Source organism: Haloglycomyces albus DSM 45210, from assembly GCF_000527155.1.
GTDB lineage: Bacteria > Actinomycetota > Actinomycetes > Mycobacteriales > Micromonosporaceae > Haloglycomyces > Haloglycomyces albus.
Genome location: NZ_AZUQ01000001.1, coordinates 2,495,733 through 2,517,996 on the forward strand (window position 1 = coordinate 2,495,733; position 22,264 = coordinate 2,517,996).

General features: G+C 58.3%; 20 protein-coding genes, 2 pseudogenes and 2 CRISPR repeat arrays. Of the genes and pseudogenes, 12 read left to right on the forward strand and 10 right to left on the reverse strand.

Translation table 11 applies throughout. From position 1 onward, the window contains the following. Positions 1-43: 43 nt before the first annotated feature. Positions 44-493: a hypothetical protein gene (locus tag HALAL_RS0111590; RefSeq protein ID WP_025274164.1), complete on the reverse strand. Its 450-nt coding sequence runs from the start codon at positions 491-493 to the stop codon at positions 44-46. A 95-nt stretch (positions 494-588) separates the two neighbouring features. After that, positions 589-1,029, reverse strand: a complete 441-nt coding sequence (locus HALAL_RS0111595) for a single-stranded DNA-binding protein (protein WP_025274165.1) — start codon at positions 1,027-1,029, stop codon at positions 589-591. A gap of 329 nt (positions 1,030-1,358) precedes the next feature. Between HALAL_RS0111595 and HALAL_RS18645 the strand changes: the two genes are divergently transcribed. Next, positions 1,359-1,667 carry a hypothetical protein gene (locus tag HALAL_RS18645; protein WP_156937722.1) on the forward strand — a complete coding sequence of 103 codons (309 nt, stop codon included), beginning with the start codon at positions 1,359-1,361 and terminating at the stop codon, positions 1,665-1,667. Here the strand turns inward: HALAL_RS18645 and HALAL_RS0111600 are convergent. After that, complete coding sequence (locus HALAL_RS0111600) at positions 1,660-2,427, reverse strand: hypothetical protein (RefSeq protein WP_025274166.1); 768 nt, start codon at positions 2,425-2,427, stop codon at positions 1,660-1,662. The genes HALAL_RS18645 and HALAL_RS0111600 overlap by 8 nt on opposite strands. A gap of 254 nt (positions 2,428-2,681) precedes the next feature. Then, positions 2,682-3,329 (reverse strand): hypothetical protein, encoded by a 648-nt coding sequence (locus tag HALAL_RS0111605; RefSeq protein ID WP_156937723.1) that lies wholly within the window; start codon positions 3,327-3,329, stop codon positions 2,682-2,684. A gap of 118 nt (positions 3,330-3,447) precedes the next feature. Here HALAL_RS0111605 and HALAL_RS16935 point away from each other — a divergent pair, with 118 nt between their 5' ends. Next, positions 3,448-3,720 (forward strand): helix-turn-helix domain-containing protein, encoded by a 273-nt coding sequence (locus tag HALAL_RS16935; protein ID WP_025274168.1) that lies wholly within the window; start codon positions 3,448-3,450, stop codon positions 3,718-3,720. 29 nt (positions 3,721-3,749) lie between these two features. After that, complete coding sequence (locus HALAL_RS0111615; protein WP_025274169.1) at positions 3,750-4,046, forward strand: hypothetical protein; 297 nt, start codon at positions 3,750-3,752, stop codon at positions 4,044-4,046. Positions 4,047-4,172: 126 nt separating this feature from the next. Here HALAL_RS0111615 and HALAL_RS0111620 read toward each other — a convergent pair whose 3' ends face one another. From HALAL_RS0111620 to HALAL_RS0111630, 3 genes are all read right to left on the reverse strand, one after another. Next, a complete protein-coding gene (locus HALAL_RS0111620; RefSeq protein WP_025274170.1) occupies positions 4,173-4,799 on the reverse strand; it encodes a hypothetical protein in 627 nt (208 codons plus the stop codon). Positions 4,800-4,803: 4 nt separating this feature from the next. Beyond that, a complete protein-coding gene (locus tag HALAL_RS0111625) occupies positions 4,804-5,334 on the reverse strand; it encodes a hypothetical protein (RefSeq protein ID WP_025274171.1) in 531 nt (176 codons plus the stop codon). A gap of 171 nt (positions 5,335-5,505) precedes the next feature. Then, positions 5,506-7,011 carry a ParB/RepB/Spo0J family partition protein gene (locus HALAL_RS0111630; protein WP_025274172.1) on the reverse strand — a complete coding sequence of 502 codons (1,506 nt, stop codon included), beginning with the start codon at positions 7,009-7,011 and terminating at the stop codon, positions 5,506-5,508. A 680-nt stretch (positions 7,012-7,691) separates the two neighbouring features. Between HALAL_RS0111630 and HALAL_RS0111635 the strand changes: the two genes are divergently transcribed. From HALAL_RS0111635 to HALAL_RS19495, 9 genes and pseudogenes are all read left to right on the forward strand, one after another. Next, the gene (locus HALAL_RS0111635; protein WP_025274173.1) at positions 7,692-10,439 is read left to right on the forward strand and encodes a CRISPR-associated helicase/endonuclease Cas3; all 2,748 of its coding nucleotides are present in this window, start codon (positions 7,692-7,694) and stop codon (positions 10,437-10,439) included. A 20-nt stretch (positions 10,440-10,459) separates the two neighbouring features. Then, positions 10,460-12,058, forward strand: a complete 1,599-nt coding sequence (gene casA, locus HALAL_RS0111640) for a type I-E CRISPR-associated protein Cse1/CasA (RefSeq protein ID WP_025274174.1) — start codon at positions 10,460-10,462, stop codon at positions 12,056-12,058. A gap of 21 nt (positions 12,059-12,079) precedes the next feature. Further along, positions 12,080-12,763: a type I-E CRISPR-associated protein Cse2/CasB gene (casB, locus tag HALAL_RS17710; protein ID WP_025274175.1), complete on the forward strand. Its 684-nt coding sequence runs from the start codon at positions 12,080-12,082 to the stop codon at positions 12,761-12,763. After that, positions 12,672-13,892: a type I-E CRISPR-associated protein Cas7/Cse4/CasC gene (gene cas7e / locus HALAL_RS0111650; protein ID WP_156937725.1), complete on the forward strand. Its 1,221-nt coding sequence runs from the start codon at positions 12,672-12,674 to the stop codon at positions 13,890-13,892. Before casB ends, cas7e begins: the two co-directional genes overlap by 92 nt. Then, positions 13,889-14,629 (forward strand): type I-E CRISPR-associated protein Cas5/CasD, encoded by a 741-nt coding sequence (cas5e, locus tag HALAL_RS0111655; protein ID WP_025274177.1) that lies wholly within the window; start codon positions 13,889-13,891, stop codon positions 14,627-14,629. The genes cas7e and cas5e overlap by 4 nt, the downstream gene beginning before the upstream one ends. Then, positions 14,626-15,267, forward strand: coding sequence for a type I-E CRISPR-associated protein Cas6/Cse3/CasE (gene cas6e / locus HALAL_RS0111660; protein ID WP_029767827.1), 642 nt, complete (start codon positions 14,626-14,628; stop codon positions 15,265-15,267). The genes cas5e and cas6e overlap by 4 nt, the downstream gene beginning before the upstream one ends. 12 nt (positions 15,268-15,279) lie before the next feature. After that, a complete protein-coding gene (gene cas1e, locus HALAL_RS18190) occupies positions 15,280-16,248 on the forward strand; it encodes a type I-E CRISPR-associated endonuclease Cas1e (protein ID WP_211240461.1) in 969 nt (322 codons plus the stop codon). A 23-nt stretch (positions 16,249-16,271) separates the two neighbouring features. After that, positions 16,272-16,517: pseudogene (cas2e, locus tag HALAL_RS19340) on the forward strand (type I-E CRISPR-associated endoribonuclease Cas2e); the annotation flags it as partial. A 112-nt stretch (positions 16,518-16,629) separates the two neighbouring features. Continuing rightward, positions 16,630-18,882: direct repeats of the CRISPR family, unit length 28 nt; unit sequence GAAGTCCCCACGCAGTGGGGGTGAACCG. A gap of 461 nt (positions 18,883-19,343) precedes the next feature. Then, positions 19,344-19,688: pseudogene (locus tag HALAL_RS19495) on the forward strand (DDE-type integrase/transposase/recombinase); the annotation flags it as partial. Between the two features lie 291 nt (positions 19,689-19,979). Then, a CRISPR array of direct repeats spans positions 19,980-20,488; the repeat unit is 28 nt. Positions 20,489-20,750: 262 nt separating this feature from the next. Here HALAL_RS19495 and HALAL_RS18650 read toward each other — a convergent pair. From HALAL_RS18650 to HALAL_RS0111685, 3 genes are all read right to left on the reverse strand, one after another. Beyond that, positions 20,751-20,888 (reverse strand): hypothetical protein, encoded by a 138-nt coding sequence (locus tag HALAL_RS18650; protein ID WP_156937726.1) that lies wholly within the window; start codon positions 20,886-20,888, stop codon positions 20,751-20,753. A gap of 124 nt (positions 20,889-21,012) precedes the next feature. Continuing rightward, on the reverse strand, positions 21,013-21,393 hold the full coding sequence (locus HALAL_RS0111680; protein WP_156937727.1) for a DUF6188 family protein: 381 nt from the start codon (positions 21,391-21,393) through the stop codon (positions 21,013-21,015). A gap of 358 nt (positions 21,394-21,751) precedes the next feature. Next, a complete protein-coding gene (locus tag HALAL_RS0111685; protein WP_025274180.1) occupies positions 21,752-22,090 on the reverse strand; it encodes a hypothetical protein in 339 nt (112 codons plus the stop codon). Between the last annotated feature and the right edge of the window lie 174 nt (positions 22,091-22,264).

Genomic DNA, 22,264 nt, shown 5'->3' on the forward strand with positions numbered 1-22,264 from the left:
GATCCCGGCCACCCCCCCCCAGGGGGTGGCCGGCACGAAGGGGTTAGTCGCTGATGGTGATGTGGGTGTCTGGAAGGATGCTGGTAGAGAGGTCGATGAGGCTGTCAATTTCGGTATCGTGCAACGGCCTGTTGTGGCCGCCCGCTGTGCCGGTGAGGAGAGCGGGCCCGTGTACGCGTAGCGGTTGGGAGTAGGGTCCGTGGGTGGTGGCAGCGACGATGAGTGTGGCGGCGGCGTTAAACACCGGTGGCTGGTGGCTGTAATCGCCGTCAGTGTGGAGTATGAAGTTGCGGCCGAGGCGGATTGGCTTCACCCGCTCCACGCCCATGGCGGTGGCGATATCGGACAGGTCATCGAGTTCCTCATCGTCTAGGTGGCGAAATACCACTTCGGTGTCTTCTGCAGCGGGTAGAAACGCCACTGGCGCTTCGATGCGTGTGAGGACGTCACTGGTTGTTGGCTGACCGGCTGGGGTGGTTGAGGTGGTGGACATGGTGGCTCCTTATCGAAGTGGGTAGCAGTGGAAATTCAAGTTGCGGATATGACGGACGGGTGTGGGCCGACGTGGCCGACCCACACCCAGTCGTGTTAGGAGGTCGCCTCGGCGGGGACACTCCAGGGGTCGCCAGCCACGGCAGCGGTGAGCTGTTCGCCGTCGGCGGTCGTGACTGCCTCCTGGGAGGCGGTGTCGGTGATCGAGGTGGCGGGTTTGAACCGCAGTGACAGTGACACGTTGGACGCCACCAGTTGGGTGAAGGCGATACCGTCGCCCGCGCGGGAATCGATGCGGGAGACGGTGACGGTGATGATGTCGTTTTGCTGGAGGTCGGCGACTCGGCTGGCGAGGTTGCCGAAGCAGATGACGTCGAACCATTGGGCTTTACCGTCGCGCCATTGTCCGGTGGCGTCGCGGAAACGCTTGCCGTTGTGGACCAGTTCGAGCGTGGTGTAGATGTTGCCGGCCTGGCTGGTGCGCATTTCGGGAGCGCGCTTGACAATGCGGCCTTCGATCGTGCAGTTGAACTCCATGACTATGTCCTCTCTCGTCGGATGGGTAGCGGCTCCGGGGCTCTCCCGGGTGGGTGCCGCTGTGGTGATGACGCGTCACCCGACGGGGACAGCGAGGGATGTCAAGGGGGCCGGTGGGCTTTTTGTGACGACGGAGGAGGAAGAAAAAGGTCCCGGTCCCCCTTGCAAGCGACGCCGCAGGCGGCGCGTGCCTGAGCGGCCGTCGGGTAGCGTGTATCACCCACAGACGGCGCACCCGGGGCAGAGAACACCAGCCGCCCCCACCGGCGGAGGACAGGCATGGAGGATCCGCCCACGTCGATCAGGTCGGGCCGTGGCGCTCACCCACCATGCCGCCCTCGCAGGCGAGCACTATCGGGCTCTGCTGGATTCCACTGGCGCTGTCGTATCGGCCCGGCGACAGGTCGACGCCACGAGAGTGGAGCGTGTTGTTGGCGGCTATCGAATGCGCCGGTGGCGTCCGAGCGCCGCATTTCATCGCCGTGGCACCGGGGGCGACCCACCCTGCTCGGCTGCGTCGCCTCCGGCGACCGGCCGGTTGTTCCACAGGTCTGTCGTGCGCGTTGACCCTGTTGGGGCACCGCCCGCATGCCCTGGAACCGCCACGGGCCGCAAGCGGCGTCGCTGTCGTCAGCTGATCGGTGTCGTGGGGGAGTGTCGATGCTGGCGTTGAGACTCACGTGTGGTCGTTTCCAATAGTCGTTCAGCGACGACTGTTTCCACGTTCGATAGTTCACCGTCGCTTCCCGGTGCGAACCGGGGGTCGTAGGAAGCATGTGCGGTGTTGCAGACCGGCGCGGGCTTATCGGGGCGAAAGACCACTCGATGTTCGCCCGTCTCCAAGTGGACGACGCCGTGACAGGTGATCACGGAGATGACGGTGTTTGTGTGTTCCCACAGGTGCACATGCTGGTGTGGAAAGAGCAAGACATCGCCCTGCCGGAGTTGAGTGGGTGCCACGATCTGCACGGTGCCGATAAATGGCGGCTCGTTCAACGACGACCGATCACGCGCTTGGGTGTGGCTGTCGCTTGTGGAAGCAGGCTTCCGTAGCGAGGAGTGTGAACAGTCGGGTTCGTCAGAGGAGGGCCAGACGGATGCCGATCCGGTGTCGGGGTGGTTGTCGTCGCTGCAGGATCCGCATCGACAGTCGAGAGCGTGAAGATCGGTGTAGCTCAACCCTTGGGGCGACACCCATGGGGTGACGAGACCGGAGTGGCGCTGGCGTGGTGGATAGAACTCCACCATGACTCCGTCGGATCCGACGAGTGCGGTGATACGTCCGGGATAGAACCACGGCCAGGTGAGGCGACGGTGGTTGTTCGGGTCACGCGGAACGACCAATCGGGGTCGTGCTTTCACCACATCCCCGACACTCCAAGTGTGTGCGTTGCTCATCGACCGCCCTCCTCACCCAAGCGCGGAGCGGGACAGAACATTGTCGAGTGTGTGGATAGGCGGGTGGATCGTGACACGAGATAAACCTCCTCTACATCGCCCCCTTGGGTGGGGGTTTCTTGCTGTCGCACGGACATGCCCGACAGGACGACTGTCGGGTACCGTCGCGACGCAGCAAGAAACCCCCACCCAGACAAGCAACGTTCAGCCGCTATCGGAGCGGGCCAGGAGATAGAACTGTTGTCGCACGGGGGTTAGGAGCGGTTGTGCCTGTCGGGTTCGTTGTTGGGCATCAGGCGTTGCAAGGCACGCAAGGCGCGTTCATCACTGTCGTCGAGGTCGGCCTCGTCGAGGTCGGCGAGTTCGTGGCTAAACTGTGTGACTTCGTCTTTCAGCGTTGTCATGATCTCTTCGGCCGCCGCCACTCGATCTGACAGGTGCCGTGCCAGCGCCTGGGCACGCTCGTCGGGCGACACATGGCCCGCAGCGACACTCATCCCTGCGGGGCGATGATCGGCAAAGGCCTCTACGTCAGCTCCCGGTAGTGGACGCTGAGCTGTCATCCAATCGTTAAACCGCTCCCGCGACACCTGCTGCGACGGCATCACTTCCACCGAGCCGTCGCCCTCGCCGGTCGCTGACGTCATCAACACCAACGGCGCGACGTCCAACGCTGCCGCCACGGCCAACACCACATCGACAGGGATGGCCACCCGGTGGTTATGAATGTTGTAGAGACGATGGACCGTAATATCAACCCGCCCCATGTCGGCCAACCGTTCGGCCAACGACCGGACGGTCATCCCACGCTGCTTCATGACAGTCGCCATACGATGAGCAATCAACGCCGTCGGATCGACCACCGCCTCCCGATCGTCACCCGACTCCCCTGTGTTTGTCATGAAGACAAATTCTAGCAGATTTCTGGATGTTACCCCGTGGGTTCGGCAGTATTGATCCATCAGGTTACGACAACAACACCAGTATTTGTTTCTACAACAAATATGTGAGGAGGAGATTATGCGTCAGGGAGGAAGCAGGGTACCGGACTACATGACCGGCCCCTGGCCGAAAGAACGGATTGAGGCGTTGGGCAACACCTGCACGGTTCCGGTGGCGGCGCGGATTTTGAACATCAGCCGCACGGTGGCCTACAACCTGGTGAAAAACGATGAGTTCCCCGTCCCGGTGCGCACCATCGGTTCGTCCTACCGGGTGCTGGTACCGGCGATGATCGACTTTCTCTTTCACGACACCAACCCCACCGCAACGACACCCACACCACAGGCATGAACGGTCGCTATAGGAAAGGAACACCTTGAATGAACGACGACACATGGGATGAGCCCTGGGATGGGGCCTACAACGACGCCCCAGACGCGGAAAGGGAGTGGATGATGCCGCCAAGCGTCGGCGACGGTAGTGAACAGTTCGACCGGATCCTTCAATACCTGGACGATGATGACCGGCCCTACGTCCGTTTCACGGGACGTTGGATGCGCATCGCCGACTTCGCCGGAACACTCCACGCATGGTGCCACGCCGCCGGACTGGGAGACGACTTGTCGACACACGTGGTGAAAACATTCGTCGACAACGTCGGACACGTGAAGCACTAAGACACACGGCTTAAAAGGAAAACACTGTATGGGAATGGAGGACTATGTGGACCAACAGGACTACATTGGCTCGCATAGTCCTCCATTCCCATAAACACGCGATAGGTCGCGGGGGTGGACGAATGGCTAGTCGAGGCTGGTGGACGCCTCCGCTCCGCCCCCTGGAATGGCTTCCCACCCGGCTCCCTTCCAGCGCAGGTCGGCGCGATTGTCCACCAGTGCCTCGGCGGTGGGATAGGTGGCATGCATGGAGCGAATGAACCGCTGCTCCGCATCGGCGTTATAGGAGCGGTCCAGTTGCCGCTGAATACTGCGACGGACGGCATCGGCGGCATCACTCGGCCAGGAGACGGCACGGATGGCGTCGATGAGACCGTTTGCGGCATCGATGAGAATCAGCGGACACAGCAGTGCATCGCCATATTCGCCGGGAAGGGCCCGGGTGGAGGCGGGTTGGCGGTGAATGGAAAACGATGTCTCCTGCCACGGAATCCCCGACACCGTGGCCGGGCGACGGTGGTGGCGCTTGATCCACCGGACCGACAGAAACGCCGATTGCTCGCCTTCGGTCCAAGCGAACTCAACCGGCGCATGCGAAAACGCATGACGCTCGGCATGAGTGGGATGGTGCAGCGCCAGCCACACCATCGTGGAGTGCGGTCCGATGATGGCATCGAGGCGCTCCTGCCACGACGTCACGGTCGCATCAAACGGCTCCCCCACCGTATAGGTGTGGAAATAAAACTGGTCCATGACCTCAGCACGCTCCTTCCGCAGTGATCAGCTGACCCGGCTCAGTGGGCGATGGCCTTTCGGGTGGGTCGTCGGAATTGGCAGACGGATGGGTCGTGGCGGCGATAGCCCGCGCTCGGTCGCGGGGAGCGAACCAATCAGACGCCGCGACTGGCGGGTGGCCCCACTGTCCCCGTTGGGTGTGGAAATCGCGCCACAGCAGCCAGCGCCGGTGATCGTCGCTGTGTTGGATGTCGAGGACGGCAGCGCGATGCAGGCTGGTGAACACCAACGCCGTAGCTGATTGGGACAGCGAACTCATGTCAATACACTCCGATTCAGTCACCCGCGCCGACAGGAAATCGGCGACAGCGGTCAACCGTGCCGCCAGGCATTCCTGACAGCGCCATATCCCACACGGGTCATGATCAGACTCAACGGTGCCAGTGAACTGGTGACCGTGACGTTCGATGATGTGACTACGACGGGCATCGATACACGCGACGACGTCGCGCCATTGCGACCGCGACGCCTGAAGACAATAAGAGTCATTCATTTAGATGACATTGCTCCTTAGGACAGTAAGATGAGCCAAGCGACCTGCGTCTTGTGTCCGCAAGCCGTTCGCTTACGGACACAAGACGCAGGTGCACGACAAGGATGAGGCGGTGACTGCCAGGCTGTTGATCGCTGACTTCGTCACCGGACGGTAGAAGTGCCTGGTGGGTTAGGCCGGCTGGAGGTCGCCGTCAGTGGCGTTATCACCCTCGACGGGGTCGGTCTGATCAACCTCGTGGTGAGTGGAGTCGTCAGTAGCGCTGGCGGCGAGGTGATGATCGGGCTGTATGTCGGTGACGACCTGTGCTTCGACGTCGGAGAGCCCGTATCCGGCCTCTACCAGTACTTCCAGGTAGTCGAGGGCTTTGTGTGAGTCGCCGGTCCAACCGATGGTGGCATTGACAAATACCTGTTCGTTGTGAGCCAGCCACGTGGCGACAGCAACCCGCGTGAGACGATCATTGCCCAACAGGTCCTGAGTGTCGTCGATGTCGAACCCAGCGATACGGTCGCGCAACTGCCGACTCTCGGCAGAGAGATTGTCCCAGTGCATCGTGCGCAGAACATGGTTGAGCGCTCGGCGGTAGTGGCGTTTGCAGAGTTTGAGACTCCCAAACGTCTGGCAGAGAAAATCGCGACGCACCGACGCTGCGGTGTTCAGGCGTTCGCGGTGCCGTTGCCGACGCGCGTGTTCTTGGTGGCGTTCATATTCGGCCTCATCATGGGCGCGTTGCTGTTCGGCGGTGAGGAAACGGTCGGACCGGGTGTAGCCGTGCCGGTCGGGGTCGGCCACATAGTACACCGGTGCCGGTACGGGACCGTCCTTGTCCACGTAGGCCTTCACACCAGGAAGATCAGCCGGATCGAGATGGCCCTCAGAGATACGGTCGGCCAGATTCGTACCGTCGGCATCGACCAAACGACTGATCGGCTGTGGTGTGGAATCAAACCAGCCGATTTCTTTGGGCCTAGAGGTGACATCCACCCCGGCGAGTGTCAACTCCGCCGACAACTCCTTCGCCTGCTGCTTCTTTTCTTTCTTGACGTATTCGTCATGAACAACATGCTGAATGTTCCAAAAATTGCTCTTTTCGGCCTGAGTGAGGACCTTATCGACCAACTCCGCATCATCGGCCACGTCGGCGAGACTGGCAGCAGCAACAAGATCAATATGTCCATCATCGACCGCCGCCTGTGCACGTTGGGGTAGAGAATGGAGAGCGAGCGAGTGCTCGACGTGTTGGGCCGACCGGCCGGTCTCGGCAGCGATGCGTTCAGGCTCCCACTCCAGGAGCGCCAACTGGTGATAGGCGTTGGCCTCTTCGGTAGGAGTGATGTCGGTGTGGGTGAGGTTGCCAGCCAACATGGCCACGATTTGACGTGCCGCGTCAAGCGAGTCAGCCACCAGGCAAGGTACGGTGTCCCATTCCAATCGTGCGGCGGCGGCACGTCGGTGATGGCCATCCACAATCGTATAGGTCGCCTCCCCAGAGGGTGCCGGTGAATCCGTGCTGTCGGTTGCCTGTTCATTGTTGTCGACGGGGATGACAGTCAGCGGCTGCAGGATCCCCACCTTGTCGAAAGACGCGGCGAGATCGGCGATACCGTCTTCGCGGAGCGTGCGATTGTGTTCATGATCGGCCAGTGCGGCCAGTGGTAGAAATTCCAGTTGCATCGAAACGATTCCCTTCTTATCTACAGGTCGAACGTGTGGTGCCCGTTGTGGCGGGCTCTGTCGATACCGCGCCCGGGCCGCCTGTGGCGGCTATCGTCGGCGCGGCGACAGAGCCCGCCACTTCGGAAACACGAACAGAGCTGGTGGAATCGGATGGTGATGGGCGGAAACGACCGCGATGCTGCGCAGTTGACAGCCGGTGGTACCACCTGACATGGAGAGAACGCGTAAGTGACGACCCATCGTATTCAGGCCAGAAGCGTCAATAATGTGATAGGCCCGTAAACCATGCAGAGAGACCGTCAAAGGTCTTCAGAGATCTTGGTGTCAAGCATGTCCTGAGGCTTCACAAATCAGTCGAGAATCCCAATACAATCTGAATCTGACTACACTGTAGGCAACTTTGACGAACTTCAAGCAGGGCAAGGCGAACATCGTCTACGGGGCTCTCTATGTCCGCAGCGACATCAAACCTTTTGGACCGTCGTGTGTGCTCTCGCCCGGGAGTTGTCACACGGTACAACGAACAGCAATAAATATCGCGACCGAATACGATCGTGGCATCATTCGAACACAATGTTCGACTATAGATGCTCTATTGAGCCGATAATATTTGTCGGTCGGTCCGATTATCATGGGGCAGTCATTTGTTCGTCTTGCATATGCTCGGAGATTGTTCTGTGAGTTTGGATTTCACCCCCTGGGGCAAGTACCAGAATCTTCCCAGCCCCTATCCACTCATCTGGCACGCCATCGATACAATGGCTGTTGCTGAAAAAATCTGGGATAACTACCTCACCTCGGGTCAGAAGTCCGTGATTGCAGAGTCACTCGAGTGTCATGATGATCTAGAGTGCGCCAAGGCATTCTTTGTTTTCATAGCGGGAATTCATGATATTGGAAAGCTATCGGACTCCTTCCAACGCCAAAACATCCGCGCGTGGGCAACTGTCTCCAGTGATCTCGTTGACGCTTCCCACGAAGTCACGGAAAACATTAAACACCCTCTCGCGGGGGAGTTGGGATTGCGGCTGTTGCTCCCTGAACTGGGGTTTACCGACAACGATATATTCAGTATCACTAGCATAGTTTCGGAAATCGTGACCGGACACCATGGTCGATACAGCGAGTCTCCGTGGCGGTATACACCAGCGGAAGGAACTGAACAGCTGCTAGGAGGAGCCGTTTGGGTTGAACAGCAGCGCCATTTCCTGAACACAATTTTCCGCCTAGCCGGTCGGCCCCACGACGTCCAAGAAATTAGTGCTCCTGGTGCCATCCTGATCACCGGCGGTGTGATCCTCAGCGATTGGGTCGCCTCTCAGACGCACTTTATCCTGCCATTGCTGTACCGGAACTCCACAAGCATCGACGACCACTATGCGGCCAGTTCGCATGCAGCAGAAGCTGAACTTGAACGCATCGGCCTCATCCAACCTCAGCCTCGCCGTGTTGACCCGTTGACGCTACTGCCGTTCGATCCTCCCAACTGGCTGCAAAAATCAATCGCCTCCGACCTCGCTGCACATATCGAATCGAACACGCCCGGCTGTCTTGTCGTGACGGCCCCTCCAGGGGAAGGGAAGACCGAAGCAACACACGTAGCCAGCAGTATTTTCGAACAGGCTGGAAGTGTCGGGCTTGTGTCGTTGCTGCCGACTCAAGGAATTGCCGACCAACAATGGGGGCGTCTCCACCAATGGGCGTCGACATACGCAGAAACCGACACGGTGACGCTGGCCCATTCCAACGCCTGGCTACACGAACAGTATAATGCGACCAACTTGACCGCTCCGGTCGCTACGGGTGATGACGATTGTGGTGACGGTGATGCTCCGGACCAATGGCTGAGACGTCGGCACCGACCACTATTGGCTCCGTTTGTTTCCTCGACGATCGACCAGGTGCTGCAGGCTGTACAGCCGTCGAAATTCAACATGTTGCGCCTGTTCGCCGTATCTGGGAAAACAGTTGTCGTCGACGAGGCCCACACCTATGACCCGTATATGCAAGCCCTAGTGGGTCGAGCACTGGAATGGTTGGGCGCGTTTGGAACCAACGTGATTCTCTTGTCGGCGACCCTGCCTCCATCAATCTCAACCGCACTCGTATCGAGCTATCTGCGTGGTGCGGGTCGCCGTCGCAGTGCACTGAATAAACTTGACTTGAGCGTCCCCTACCCAGGATGGCTGTACGCACCAGCGTCGGGTCAACCTATCCGTTTCACCGCGCCAGTAGACGATCAGCCACGGAGCGACGCATATCAACGTCACCCTGCCTCGATCACAACCGAGCCCGTAGTCTCCACCAGCGCCAACGCAATCGACGATACTAACCGGCTCGATACGGTTATCGATCACGTCGCGAGGGTGGGGGACGCAGACGGCGGGTGCGCTGCAGTGGTATGCAACACCGTCGACGATGCTCAAGCTACCTATCAATCGGTACATCAGCATTTCGAACAACGAGGAATACCTGTCGAGATCCTGTTGATTCACGCACGCATGCCCGACAACGAACGCCGTGCCCGCCTGGAGCGACTCGACTATAAACGAGGCCGAAAAGCTACCGTGGAGGCCGGGGAACGATTGATCGTTGTCGGAACACCCCTTTTGGAGTCGGCGCTGGACTACGACTGTGATCTCATGATCTCTGACCTAGCCCCAATGGCGATGCTGCTGCAGCGCCTCGGCCGTTGCTGGCGCCACCGGTTGTGGCGACCCGCGTGGTCTACAGAACCACGACTTATCGTGCTGAACCCCAACACGATTCCAAGGCGATGGGGAGGAAGGGATGGAATCTACCATCATCATCTTCTCCATCAAACCACCCGCACACTTGATGGTCTCACCACTGTTTCCATCCCCGACGATGTTCAGCGTCTAGTCGAAAGCGTCCACGATGTTGACCTCATGAATTGTGCTCTCATCGAAGATGACACGCTAGCCGGCGACTACATGATCACTACTGAGACCAAGCGCCAACAAGGTGTCCGGACGGCCATACCTGGCCCAAACCGGGCCTATCCACTATCTTTGCTCCATCCACTGCAACCGCGCGAGGAGCGGAAACTGTCGGCGCGCCTGGGGATTGACACGGTTCGTGTCCTTGCGTGCTTTCGTCAACACGACGGTACGCTCACGTTCGATACCACGGGTGTCAACCCCGTCCCCGACATTGAAAACGACAACTACGACTGGGCTGTTCGCGCCATCATGGCCCGAACGTTCAACCTGGAGCGGTCCATGACCATCGGACTACCACAACCACACCGACCCACACAATGGGACAACGATGCACATCTTAAACACGTCACCCTACTCGCCCAACCCATTGACCGTCAGGGACGCGCTTGTCCAGTCCGCACCAGGGATTGGGATCTCGATCTTGACCCTGACCTCGGTCTTGTCCGTCACCGGCGTGCGTAACAGGAAAGCGACTACACATTATGTTCAACGTCGTCATTGAACCGTTCATCCCTGTCACCTACCACGGAGAATCCCAACCGCGACACATTAGCATTACCCAATTGATCATCGATGCCCATCTGATCGTCGACGTTCACGGCCCGAGTCCGGTTGCCGAATCCGGTCTGTTGCGCTTGCTCTACGCTTTCACGTGGCGTATCGCAACGAGAATAGCCCCGGATCTCGCCGATATCGATCTTGCCTGTGATGAGCCTCGAACGTGGTTTAAAGTTCGCAACGACCTGTTGGAGGCTGGTCGTTTCCCGCCTGAGGCCATCGATGAGTACTTCACCGCTTCAGGACACTGCTGGGACCTTGTTGACAACAAACGTCCGTTTCTGCAAGATAAGCGACTGGCTGATGACTGCGTATCGAAGACGACGAAAAAGGTGAAAGGCCAGAAACAATCGACGACAACTCCGGTCACTTCGGGGATCAACAAGCTGGAGTTTGAACGCCGCAGTGGCAATAACGAAATGCTTTTGTTCTCTCACCATACAAATCACAACCCCACCCCGCTCAGCCTGGACGAAGGGTTCTGGGCGATCCTGTCGCAATTGAATTACGCCGCTGGTGGGAAGAACACGCCACGTGTTATTTCCTCCGGAGTCGCCAAGAGTGAGGCTTTTAATGCTCCAGCACGGCGGGGTATTTCATTTCATCCTTGGGGAAAAAATCTATACACCACGCTCATTGCGGGCCTTCCCGCTTTTGATGACACGTTTGGGCGCCCTGATCCTCATCTGCCGTTTCCATGGGAAACGGCAGATGTTGCTCCAGTTGGACCGCAATTGGAGCCGGTGTGGCCGCACAGTGCGTGGACGCGTTCCTGGACTCACGCTGTGCTGCTCGTCCCCGACAGCAATCGAACGAGCTTCATCGACGGATATCTCACCACCGCAGTCACGAAGAACATAAAAGGAGCTCCTGACCCGTACATGGTGTGGGAAGAGAAAAAGAATGACACCGCACCACGGAAAATGTCCACCGGACGAGCACTCTGGCGAGAGCTGGACGCTGTGCTCACTGTAGCGCCACGGCGACGTCAGCCCAGTGTTATCACCGACCTTGCGAAGCTCCCGTCCACTTTGCGCAGTCAGTTTGGGATCCGCACGTACGCGCTTGCCAGCGATCAGGCCCGCAATGACCAATGGGATTCGGTCACCTTTCCCGGACTGACGCACTATTTGGAACAAAGTGATCCCACTGCCGCTGGCCGTTTCGCGCGGACGGTGATGATTATCGAACAAGTAGGCCGGACCCTTGAGAGGGTCGCTTACAACACTTGGGTGGCCATCAGCGGCAACTCTACAAGAAAAAACGAATCCGGTTCCGCCCCATGGAAGATGTTGACCGAACCGGTGATGGCAGCCTACTGGGAACATGCTGAGAACCTGTTTTGGTCACACATCAGCACCAACGATGACGACACTGTGTGGAATGCGGTCGTCCGATCCGCCTTCGAATCACTCGCATCACTTCTCCATCATCACCGACGCACGCATCCCGGCGCTGCCGCTCTTGCCGATGCCTGGTCACGCTTGTGGGCCGAAAAACCACGCCAACCCAAACGGAGTTGAATCATTCTGAAAGGACACGCCATGACCGACGATCCCAGCCTGCCAGTTCGATCTAAGGCAGATATCGCGGCGTTCATACCGGCCGTTCGTACACTCTGCGCGAGTGATACGCAAGCGCGTGTTGATTTGCGCGATGGTCTTGGTCGACCTCGACGCCATTGGCGTCGCATGCACCGCCACTTGGTGTCCTTCCTTGACAATGACCTCAAGAGTTATATCCGCTCTCCCCTGTATATTGTCGCGTCGCTGATCGCCACCCACCCGGATCTGGTCGCTGTCACCCCGACCGACGATCATGGCGGACCCAGTCTCGGCACATCACTGGGGGAACTGGCGTTTCACCCTGACGGTCTTGCCAAGGGAAGCGCTCAAAGACAACTCGACTGGTTCAGTTACCGTGACCTTGATTTGATTAACCGCCAATTGCCCCCAGTGATAGCGCATATTGCCCGAACCGGCGTTCTGTTCAGCTGGGAGCGTCTTACACGTGACCTCACCGACTGGACCTATCGGCGCGACGATGTACTCAATAACTGGTATTTCGATTTCGCCATCACCGTCAAAAAGCACGATCCCACCGCATTAGACGAATCGACAACGAACAGGATTCATCGTGAACGACAACATAAACATCGCTGTTTCGAAACCCATCCACATCGGCGTGCATATGCTGCAAGCGTTCCCGGCGTCACTTCCGAACCGTGACCAGCACGGTCGTCCCAAAGACGTCTACTATGGCGGCCATTTGCGGATGCGGATTTCCAGCCAAAACCTGAAACGACACCATCGCCTCGACTTCGAGTCGGGACTAGCCGAACGCGCCATCCGCTCCAGGCGCTGGCCCCAACGGCTCGCCAACAGTCTCATCAACGACTATGGATGGGATGCGGAGGCTGCTGAGGCGGCGTGGAGCCACGTTTCAGAAGCGCTGAAGGGCAAGTTGGTCGCAACTGGTGGGACCAGGGACGACTCTGAGAAGGAACGGAAGACCGCCTCTCTCGTATTCCTCCCCGAACAGGCTCTCTACAGCCTCGCTGAACTGTGCGACCGCTACCGTGACACGATCGCCGCCAGTGATGTCACCGAAACCCGCAGCGCACCGATCCTCGACCGGAAGAAAGTCAATAGAATATTTTTGTCGTCGAACATTGTTGTTGACATGTTCGGACGTATGCTCACCGAAGTTCCCGACGCCGGCATCGACGGCAGCCTGGGTGTCGCTCACGCGTTTAGTACTCACGCTGCGGAACCACAACTGGACTCGTTCACTGCCGTTGACGATTGGGAAACGCTCGCCGACGGTGCTGCGAACACCGCCACCGCCTATATGCAAGCAAGTGAACTGGCTACCGGCACATTCTACCGATACGCCACTGTGAACATAACCGATCTCATCGCAAATACCGCCCGCGACAACAAACTCACTGACACACCCGCTGACCGCGATACGCTCAAAGAAGCCTTGACCACTCTGTTGGCCTGCATAATCGAATACAATCCGCAAGCGAAGAAGAACTCGACTGCGCCCCACACGCTCCCCAACCTCGTGTACATGACCGTGCGAGAAGGGCGCCCTTTTTCTGCAGCGGCCGCATTCGAAAAACCGATTGTCAACCGCGGCACCAGCGGATATATGGAACCTTCCAAGGAGGCGCTCAACACACACATCCGGAGGCTGAAAAACTTCACCAAACAGCGCGGTGACCTGTTCAACGGCTACGCCAGCTTCGACGAAACAACACACGAGGACCTAGGAACACAGTACAAGGCATTCGACGATGCCATCGCTGAAGCCGTGGCCGTCGCATTGGACAACAACGGAGACCAACGATGAACGGTCTGATACTGCGCCTTGCCGGTCCCCTGCAATCTTGGGGCCACCGTAGCCGTTTTAACCATCGCGACTCCGCCAGGTACCCCACCCGGTCAGGGTTGGAGGGCCTCATCGCCGCCTGCCTCGGCCAGTCTCGGGGCAGGCGGCCCGACCTCCTTGGCAGACTGGGGTTTACCATCCGTATCGACCGAGCCGGTCGCGTTGTTACCGATTACCACACCGTCGGCGGGGGCATCCGCAACGGACAGCAACAGCCTGTCAACCCGAACGGCAAAAATGTTGCGAACCAAGCAGAAACGCACCGAACCTATTTGTCCGACGCCGCATTCACCGTCGCCGTCCAAGCACCTGACAATGACCTATCCGCTCTCCGAGAGGCGATCGATTGTCCCATCTACGCGCCCTACCTTGGCCGGCGTTCGTGCGCCCCTGCGGAACCGTTTCTCCTTGCCCGCCAAACAAGCGAGCCGATCGAAGACCTTCTACAACGCATACCACTACAACAGACGGCCACTCACGTGAGCTCGGAAACCATAGATGTTGACTTTATATGGGAACAGCAACCACAGGAGCGTATCTCCCGCCCGGTCGAACTATTTGACCAACCTAGCGGCTCTGGACGAGTCATGTATCGCAACGTTCGATGGAAATCAACGGAACCGTTGCCCAGCAGTCTGGTAACAGAAGAACCGTGGCCCGAAGCCCTGTCGGATTATATGGAAGGAACCCAGGAATGACGGACCTAACCCTAGCGCGTATCCGTATGAATCCGCACCACCCTGGCGCACGTCAATGCTTGCGATCTATGAACGATATGCACCGCACCATCATGAAACTAGTGCCCGACGGACTTGGCGACGAGGCACGATCTAAAGCCAACCTACTCTACCGCGTGGACACATCGGATCAGCCCACCGTTTTTATTCAGTCGACCGAACAGCTCCGCGTTGGCGAAATACCCCCAAAGTGGGGGACGGTCGAAACCCGGTCGCTCACACCCATGCTGCAAGTCATCGACAAAGGCATGCGCGTCGCTTACCACGCCACGTTGAACCCGACCGAACACGTTAAGGTCACAACCCGAAAAGGTCGAGTCAAATCAGTGCGTAAAGCCATGCCACCAGGAAAAGATCGCCAATGGTGGCATAATCGTGCCCGCCGGGCAGGCCTCGATCTCGACACGTGCGAATACCACAAACCCACATGGCCCCCGTTGCAACGTAACCACGACCGTAACCGCGGAGAGCTTAAACTCGTCGAATTCACCGGCACAGCGGTCATCACCGATCCGGACGCACTCACGTCAGCCATCATCAACGGAATAGGTCGCGGTAAGGCCTATGGCGCTGGCCTGCTCACGCTCAAACCAGCATAAGGAACGGCCACAATGACAACCAACGTAGGGGATCCACGCGCCAGACTCAATCGACCTACTCTCGCATTGATCCCGCGTGTTGCCGACTCCCTATCATTCCTGTATATCAATTTCTGTCGAGTCATCCAAGATGATACCGGTGTTACGGCCCTCATCGCAGCCGATAACCGTACTGACACCGTATCGCTTCCTACCGCAGCGCTTTCCTGCCTAATCCTAGGGCCGGGAACATCGATCACCACCCCGGCACAGGCCACGCTGGCGCGCCACGGCACTACAGTTGTGCACGCTGGCGATGGCGGTGTTCGAGCGTATGCTTCCACAATTTCCGACTCTCATAACAGTCGTTGGCTAGAGCAACAAGCCAGCAACTGGGCAGATCCGAATCAGCACCTAGAGGTAGCTAAGCGACTGTACCAAACACGATTTCCCGACAGACTCCCCTCGAACGTCACCATCGACCGGCTACGTGGATTCGAAGGCCAGCGCATGAAAGCGCTATACCGAACCCACGCTCAACAACATCGCCTACGACCGTTTAAACGAAATTACGATCCCCATGATTGGGAAGAGTCTGACCCAGTCAATAAAGCCCTCTCTGCTGCGAACACATGCCTATACGGGATCGTCCACAGTGCAATTACAGCCATAGGGGCATCACCTGGACTCGGGTTCATACATAAGGGCAAAGCCCTCGCATTTGTTTACGATATTGCTGATATCTACAAGGCAGAACTTACGATACCCCTGGCTTTCTCTCTGCACTCCTCGGTTGATCCAGAACGCGAGGCTCGCATCCGGCTTAGGGAAGGACTTCAGCTGTTTAAACTCATGCCTCGTATTATTGACGACATCAAATATATATTGACGCCGGAAGAGGGTGTGGAGGATGGTGTACATGAACGGTCACATCGCAACCTAGTTCACCTATGGGATCCAGTCGTAGGCGCTGTTGAAGCGGGTCGCAACTACGCTGATTAGGAGGAAAATCCAGAATGCCGAAAATGTGCATTATTTCTACAACAGCAGTGCCTGACCATGTTGAAGGGGCCTTGCGACGCTGGATGATCGAGCCTATGCCGGGGCTATTCGTAGGGGCGATCTCTGCACGAATACGCGATCAACTTTGGGAGCTTGTAGCAGAATCCGTTCAGGACGGTGCGGCAGTGCTTATACGGTCAAACAAATCTGAACAGAATTTTCTCATGGAAACAGCAGGGGAGCGGCGGCGATCGTTGGACGATTTCGATGGCTTGACTCTTGTTCGGTTTCGAGGAAATCAGTCGGATCTTCAATCAGACTCAGCAGTGCCCTGGTTATCACGAAATGATAACGTAGCTAAGAAAACCCAGGTAAGAGAGTGAAGTCCCCACGCAGTGGGGGTGAACCGCCGACGAGCAGGGAGCCTGGGACTCATACAGCGAAGTCCCCACGCAGTGGGGGTGAACCGTTCACCGGCGGCGGTGCCTAAAATGCCTGCTGGAAGTCCCCACGCAGTGGGGGTGAACCGCAGGTGAGGTTTGCTTCCAGAAACAGCACTAAGAAGTCCCCACGCAGTGGGGGTGAACCGCAACTGTGGGGCGCGTAGCGAGCGTTCTACGGGAAGTCCCCACGCAGTGGGGGTGAACCGCCGAACTCGACGAGGAGGCCTCCTAATGCACCGAAGTCCCCACGCAGTGGGGGTGAACCGGCGCGATCGGGGTCGATCCATGGGCGGGAGATGAAGTCCCCACGCAGTGGGGGTGAACCGATCCGAAACGGTCGCCTGCAATTGACGCGCTAGAAGTCCCCACGCAGTGGGGGTGAACCGTGGACTGAAGAACAGATCCGTGAATGGTATCTGAAGTCCCCACGCAGTGGGGGTGAACCGACGGGGATGCGCAACCGGTCGACGGACACGCAGAAGTCCCCACGCAGTGGGGGTGAACCGTTGTTAGCCTCAGTCGGTTGCCGCCGATCTGGGAAGTCCCCACGCAGTGGGGGTGAACCAGTACGAGGTTCAGCTTTCTCGTCAGCCTGACACGAAGTCCCCACGCAGTGGGGGTGAACCGCGGCAGCAATCAGCGCAATGGGCGAACTCACGGGAAGTCCCCACGCAGTGGGGGTGAACCATCACCGCACACCGAAACAACGACGAAATCATCGAAGTCCCCACGCAGTGGGGGTGAACCGCTAACCCGCGTTACCTCGTCGGAGCGCTGGAAGAAGTCCCCACGCAGTGGGGGTGAACCGTACACGAATATCCCCACCGCCGAGGACAGCTAGAAGTCCCCACGCAGTGGGGGTGAACCGTAACGCCCCCGCTAAAGAGACGACACCCGACCGAAGTCCCCACGCAGTGGGGGTGAACCGCAACTGCACCGGCAGCGAAAAAACAGGCCGTCGAAGTCCCCACGCAGTGGGGGTGAACCGGAAGCGACGTCGATTTTGGCGACCATCCGCACCGAAGTCCCCACGCAGTGGGGGTGAACCGAGAGGACGTAAAGAACTCATGGATTACGCGAAGAAGTCCCCACGCAGTGGGGGTGAACCGTGACCCCGCTACCTGGGATTATGGACGGCTTCGAAGTCCCCACGCAGTGGGGGTGAACCGCCCAGCAACGGTTGGGGTGGGAAGATGTTGCGGAAGTCCCCACGCAGTGGGGGTGAACCGGGATAACGGGCAATAGATTTCTCGACGCCTCCGAAGTCCCCACGCAGTGGGGGTGAACCGTCACGGTTGGGGCACTGGATGAGGGAACGCGGGAAGTCCCCACGCAGTGGGGGTGAACCGGCCGCGATGTGCAGGGTGACCGGCGAGGCCGGGAAGTCCCCACGAAGTGGGGGTGAACCATGACCTACGGCGAAAACCCAAATCCCCATCTCGAAGTCCCCACGCAGTGGGGGTGAACCGGGTGTCACGATACCGTCCCAGTGGGAGGCCGAGAAGTCCCCACGCAGTGGGGGTGAACCGGCGAAAATGTTCTGGTGATCACGCGCGGATGGCGAAGTCCCCACGCAGTGGGGGTGAACCACGAACTACTCGTGTCTGGCCTGCTATCGCACCGAAGTCCCCACGCAGTGGGGGTGAACCGGCGGACCTTCGCGCCTCATGCGCGCTATCACCGAAGTCCCCACGCAGTGGGGGTGAACCGTCAGATCTCCTGTGAAATACCATCAACGCCACGAAGTCCCCACGCAGTGGGGGTGAACCGGGACTACGTACTGTACCCCTAGCCCCTAGCCCGAAGTCCCCACGCAGTGGGGGTGAACCGGAGTTGAACACGTTGACCGATAAGCACCCGGCGAAGTCCCGACGCAGTGGGGGTGAACCGGTATCAGCCGACCGCGTTGCACGCAGTTGTGAGAAGTCCCCACGCAGTGGGGGTGAACCGCGCCTCAATCGCCTCCAGCTCGATCGGATGCCGAAGTCCCCACGCAGTGGGGGTGAACCGGCGCTCAAAGCCGCCGACGCGGACACGATCATGAAGTCCCCGCGCAGTGGGGGTGAACCGTGTTTCTGGAGTTCCGGCTCCAGCTCCGTTGAGAAGTCCCCACACAGTGGGGGTGAACCGCAAGCCCGCGACGACGCCGCCGCGGACGCCGAGAAGTCCCCACGCAGTGGGGGTAAATCGTATACGGCGGTGTTTTGAGTTGCTGTTATCGGGGAATCCTCGTGATAGGTTGAATGAGGTTCATGTGTTCGGACCGGCACCAGCCGCTGTTGCAATGTCGCATTCGACAGCCCGCACCGGAATCCAACGAAACCACGTTGGAGCCGTGATAGCTCAGGCGTCGCTTCACCACGCCGAATATGCCGCAAGATCGCGTCAATTCGTCCACAAGGATTGATGCGAGATCCCTCGCAATACGACAGGAACTCAGCCAAGCCACGGGTATAGGCATCGATCGTCCGAGTGACACGCCCCAAATCGATTCAAATCCGCAACCACTCCGTCGCCTGCTCACATCGAGTGAGTACCAACCACCGCTCACCGAAATCATCCACACCGAAGTAAAAGAGCCTCACAACCGCCCGGGCACGGGAACTGAACAGGGTTCATGCGACCGCGTGATTCCACGTAACGAATACAGTCATTGACCTGTTTTCGCGCAGTTTGGAGGGTTGGTCTATCGACGACCAAATGCGGACTGATCTGGTTATCGCTGCGATGGATTCGGCGCGATGCACCAGAGGGAGCTTGTCCGGCAGTATCTTCCACAGTGACAATGGAGGCCAATACACAGTACTCCATTTTGGACAATATTGTGAGCGAGAAGAAGTGATATGCTCGCGCGGGCGCGTCGGATCATCTGCCGACAACGCGTTGGCAGAATCGTTTATCGCGTCATTGAAGCGTGAAGTTATGGGAGACAGCAAGGTATCCGTCTCTGCGGAGGCTACTGAGATGGAGGTCTTCTCCTGGATTGCCAGGTACAACAACATACGGAGATACAGCGATTGGGAAATAAGAGTTCCATCGCGTTCGAGAATCAATCAACTATCATGGAATAAACTATCTGAATTTCTGTCCCTTTTCAGGGGGCTCCCTGATGTTGGTGCACATGTTGTGGAGTGTTTCGCGGTGTTGTTCGGCGGTGATCGTTGGATGTTTTGGGTGGCCTGGTCTTTAGTAGGGATTGAGGAAGCGGGTTGGGTTTCTAAACTGAGTGAGTGGTGCCATGGCTATCACGGAATGGTAACGTTGCTGGGGAAACGGAAGTCAGGGAATGTAGTCCCCACGCAGTGGGGGTGAACCGTCTTGCATCCTGAGCTGGACAAACGTGTGTCTAGTAGTCCCCACGCAGTGGGGGTGAACCGGTGTTTGTGCCGGTCATCATGCACGACGGCGAGTAGTCCCCACGCAGTGGGGGTGAACCGTACACACCCCCAGCTCCCGGATCTCTGAACGTGTAGTCCCCACGCAGTGGGGGTGAACCGCCAACATATCGACAAGCACCGCCCGGGTTTTCGTAGTCCCCACGCAGTGGGGGTGAACCGTACTTGAAAATTCGGATGCGCCGCCAGGAGTTGTAGTCCCCACGCAGTGGGGGTGAACCGTCCAGCCGTGCCCAAACACTCCACCGCCGCCAGTAGTCCCCACGCAGTGGGGGTGAACCGATAGGGTGGATAATGAGGGGGCCTTCCCTTCCAAAGTCCCCACACAGTGGGGGTGAACCGCTACCGTATGATGCGATCACCGGCCATACGCCGAAGTCCCCACGCAGTGGGGGTGAAGCGAAAGGCGTTCCCACCGTATCCTGTGTACCTGCGAAGCCCCCACATCGTGGGGGGTGAACCGCTTGCCAACCGTAGCAACGATATCGCCCTCACAGTAGTCTCCACATCGTGGGGGTGAGCTGGAGACTCTTATCAGGCAAAGCGGGCGCCAGCCCCATTGATAACCAGAACAGGTGAATAACACCGCTGATGTCGGTTGTAGCGATGGCAAGGGTAGAGTGGCTGGACATGTCAGTCACCCTCTTGTGGAGCGGTCCTGGAGCTACTTAGCGGCTGAGAAGTAGACCAGTTCGCCCCAGACTTCGATCTGTTCACGAGGCATCGTAAAGACCTCGGACGCGGCTTTGGACAGAAATTCGAGGCTCACCGGCTCGTCAAAGGTGACGGTGTAGTCACGCATCAGCCCCTCCCCTTTCTTTGGCTTTGCCTATGCGAGCTTGTGTCCAGGTCGTCAGGCCCAGGCAGGCTGCCTCGTTGGGTACCGGCCTTGCCAGGCGGCAGCTTGGGAGCCCCGGGGCGTTACGTTATTCGCTCGGACGCTCCGGCCAGACTGCCAGTTCTCCACCTGGCATGCACTCGATTCGTTGCCCATACGGACCAACGACGCCCCACGATTCGAAATCAGGATCCGACTGCGCGTCAATAGCGATGGATCCTTCAAACTCAAGGTGCAGACGGCTACTGGCTATTTCGACTTTGACAACCTCAAGCCCCGTTATAGATTCTTTGAGAATGGAAATGGTGTCAGGATCTTCTCCGTCGAGGACTCCAGACTCCGCGATTGAAGGCGAAATGTGGATATCGGACTCAATCTTGATCATCCAATCATTGCTGGTGAAGATCGAGACCGGTAGGACATTATCCACCTTTTCGACCGTTGCGCCTTCAATGTCAAGGTCAATCATTTTCCCATCCTTGCGGAACGTCGTAACTGCCATCAGGATTAATCGGTATGTGAGAGTCTGATCTATTGCCGGGTTTGCCGTCGAGCCGGACAGCCTGCCCGTGAGAGTTGTGAAAGCGAACGTACCCATGAGGGTACCTTGGTGTGGGATTCATGATGCGCACCATATTAGCGTCCTTGTGGGATCCAGGTTCGTTGTCTGGCTTCTGATAGATGGTTCCCTTGCCGGACCTTGCGGGGAATGAAGTCCAGCCCGCTGGAACACCTGCAGGTCGAACGACCGTCGACGTTGCTGGAGATCGGCTCGTTGAAACGGAGGCTGGCGGCGTTGTTGTGGACGTGTGTCTACCACCGTTCGTTCAGGCGATTTGGTTCAGCGTTGATGAGGCATCGTCCATCTGCTGAGTGAGGGTGCTCATGGCCCCGGCGATGATTTCTTGCATCTGTGCAGGTAGCCCCTGGGCGGTGACACGGGCGGTGTCGATCTGGTCCATGGCGGAGCGCACGATCTCGGCTCGCTCACCGTCCCCGATGTCTTGATACTGGCGCATTATCTCTTCCATTTGGTCCTGAGTGCGGTTGATGCTCTCGGTGAGCATGGAGCTAGCGTTGATGAGAGCTTCGGAAGCTGCTGGTAGAGACTCGACGTCCGTCTTAGCGCTGCTGACGGAGGACTTAACTTCTTCGATATTGGCCATAAGTGGTGTGTCCCTTCGGGGTTGGAATTGCCTTCCGAGAAATCCTAACGTATCGAAATGGTACTAATTACAATAGGTGACGCGCTGCTCTGTCTCGGTCGGGTACCAAATTCCAGCCGCCAGTCATTGGCATCGACAGTGTCGACGCTAGCTCAGTCAGCGCCTCTTTCCTGA